4 protein-coding genes are annotated in these 2,790 nt (G+C 76.1%); all 4 read right to left on the bottom strand.

Translation table 11 applies throughout. The features are described 5' to 3' along the window. Window positions 1-255, bottom strand: a 255-nt coding sequence (locus FA014_RS19020; RefSeq protein ID WP_154731176.1) for a translation initiation factor IF-2 N-terminal domain-containing protein, incomplete at its 3' end; no start/stop codon positions are given. A gap of 177 nt (window positions 256-432) precedes the next feature. Next, entirely contained in the window at window positions 433-672 is a 240-nt protein-coding gene (locus tag FA014_RS19015) for a YlxR family protein (protein WP_419178440.1), read from the bottom strand. Window positions 673-797: 125 nt separating this feature from the next. After that, entirely contained in the window at window positions 798-1,928 is a 1,131-nt protein-coding gene (nusA, locus tag FA014_RS19010) for a transcription termination factor NusA (protein ID WP_154731174.1), read from the bottom strand. 2 nt (window positions 1,929-1,930) lie between these two features. Continuing rightward, window positions 1,931-2,509, bottom strand: coding sequence for a ribosome maturation factor RimP (gene rimP / locus FA014_RS19005; RefSeq protein WP_154731173.1), 579 nt, complete (start codon window positions 2,507-2,509; stop codon window positions 1,931-1,933). Window positions 2,510-2,790 lie beyond the last annotated feature (281 nt).

Here is a 2,790-nt window from a genome sequence, read left to right as displayed (position 1 = left end):
CGCGGCGGCGGCCGGGGCCGACGGCGCGGGGGCGGCGGGGCTCGCCGAGGGCGCCGGCGAGGCGGCGGGCCGGCTCGCGGCGGGCTTGGCACCACCACCGGCGGGGTAGGTGTCCCGCAGCTTGCGGACCACCGGGGGCTCGATCGTCGAGGACGCCGAGCGCACGAACTCTCCGAGCTCGTTCAGCTTGGTCATGAGGGACTTGCTGTCGACTCCGAGCTCCTTGGCGAGCTCGTAGACGCGGACCTTGGCCACATCTCTCCCTGTCTCGGTCCGCCCGGACAGGGTCGGACCGTCGTTAGTGCTGGGTACTCATCGCTGGGTACTCATCGGTGCGTGCTCATCGGGCAGCCATCGGCTCTTCGACCCGCTTTCCCTGTTCGACGGTGCACATGCCACCCCGGCGGGGTGCCCGGGCGGCGACGGTCCTCCTCATGCCCCGAGGTGCTCCCGCACCGCGGACGTGTCCAGCGGCCCCGCGAGACGCAGGGCACGCGGGAACGCACGACGGCTTTCGGCGAGCTCGAGGCAGTGAGGATCGGGGTGCAGCCACGCCCCCCGGCCCGGCAGCGCCCGGCGCACGTCGACCACGACCGCGGGATCTCCCGCGTCCGTCGTCGCCGCGACCACGCGCAGCAGGACCGACCTCGGACCGGCGTTCCGGCACCCCACGCACGTGCGCACCGGGCCCACGACGACCTCCGCCGCGGGATCCGCTGCGTGGGTGTCGGGGTGGCGCCTGCTCGGCGAGGAGAGCCGGGCGTCCGGCCCAGCCGCGCTCAGTCTAGCGCGCGACGTCACCCGACTCGACCGGGACCGCCGGCGTCGGCCTCCGCCGCGGGCGAACCGGCGGCCTGCGCGCCCTCGTGCGCGGACCCCTGGGCGCCGTCGGCACCCTGCGCGTCGGACCGGATGTCGATGCGCCAGCCGGTCAGCTTCGCGGCGAGACGGGCGTTCTGGCCCTCCTTGCCGATCGCGAGCGACAGCTGGTAGTCCGGCACGACCACGCGCGCGGCGCGGGCCGCCGGGTCCACGACCGTGACGGACAGCACCCGCGCGGGCGACAGCGCGTGCGCCACCATCTCCGCCGGGTCGTCCGAGTGGTCGACGATGTCGATCTTCTCCCCGTGCAGCTCCGCCATCACGGCGCGCACCCGGGCGCCGAGGGGGCCGATGCACGCGCCCTTCGCCCCGAGGCCCTGCACGCGCGAGCGGACCGCCATCTTGGTGCGGTGCCCCGCCTCGCGGGCGAGCGCGGTGATCTCGACGTGGCCCTCCGCGATCTCCGGCACCTCGAGCTCGAACAGCTTGCGCACGAGGTTCGGGTGCGACCGGGACAGCGTGATCTGCGGGCCCTTCGACCCGCGGGACACGTCCAGCACCAGCGCGCGGATCCGCTCGCCGTGCACGTACTTCTCCGTCGCCACCTGCTCGTGCGCCGGGAGCACCGCCTCGGTGCCGCCGACGTCCACCAGCACCACCCGAGGGTCGCGGCCCTGCTGGATGACGCCGCCGAGGACCTCGCCCTCCTTGCCGCGGAACTGCCCGAGCACCTGGTCGTCCTCGGCGTCCCGGAGCCGCTGCACGATCACCTGGCGCGCGGTCGCCGTCGCGATGCGGCCGAAGCCCGCGGGGGTGTCGTCGAACTCGGGGCCCAGGGTGGTCGTCGTCGGGGGCACCGCGGTCACCGTGCCGTCGCCGTCCTCGGCCGGCTCGGGGGCGTCCGGCGCCGGCACCACGGTGCGCTCGCGCGCCCACACGGTGACGTGGCCGGACCGGCGATCCAGCTCCACCCGCGCGTCCGGGTGCGCGTCCGGCGTCCGGTGGTAGGCGGACAGGAGCGCCTGCTCGATGGCCGAGACGAGCACGTCCAGGCTGATCTCGCGCTCCCGCTCGATGAGCCGCAGCGCCTGCATGTCGATGTCCACGATCAGTCCTCCCGGCCCTGCGGCCCGTCGGGGGCGGAGTCGCCGCCCCGTGCGTCGTCCTTGTCCCGGACCAGCTCGACCTCGACGCGCCCCTCGCGCACCTGCGCGAGCGGCAGGCGCACCGGGTCGCCGATCTTCGCCGGGCGGCCCTTGACCCCCGGCGTCTCGGGCGTCACCACGACCGCGTCCTCGCCGTCGGTCGCCCCGCGCTCGACGTGGACCAGGCGGCCGGTCACCGACCCGCCCTCGGCGAGCTGCAGCACGACCAGGCGGCCGACCGCCCGGGCGTAGTGCCGGCGGGCCAGCAGCGGCGCGGTGGCGCCGCGGCTGGACACCTCGAGGGTGTAGCGGTCGGGCAGGCCGTCCAGGTCGTCGAGCGCGGCGGAGACGGCCCGGGACACGTCGGCGACGCCGTCCAGGTCGACCTGCTCCTCGGCGTCCTCCGGCGCGTCGAGCACGACGCGCACCACGGCGTGGCCGCCCTCGCGGCCCAGCTCGACGTCCTCCAGCCACAGGCCGGCGGCGGTCACCACCGGCTCGATGGTCTCCCGGATGCGCTGCGCGCTGGCGGGCGCGGCCATGTTGACCTCCTGTGTCGGTCCTCGGCGGGGTGCGGCCTCGTCGCGCGCACGCCGACACCGGGGACGTCGACGCTGTGTGGTTGTCGGTCCTGCACGGTGGAGCGGCGCGCGGCGGACCGCGTGCTGCCACCAGCGTACTGACTCCGGCGCGCGGCACCCGCCGGACGCGGCCCCGAGCGGGTGCGACGTGCGCGACACCGGGACGGCCGGGGACCTCGGTCCGGCCGGGGGCGGGGCGGCCGTGGCAGGATCGCCCGCGATGCCCCGCACCCCCTCGCCCC

It is taken from the genome of Cellulomonas hominis, assembly GCF_005239125.1.
GTDB lineage: Bacteria > Actinomycetota > Actinomycetes > Actinomycetales > Cellulomonadaceae > Cellulomonas > Cellulomonas hominis_A.
The sequence above is the reverse complement of the archived record's forward strand: the minus strand, read 5'-3'. Positions and strand labels throughout refer to the sequence as shown.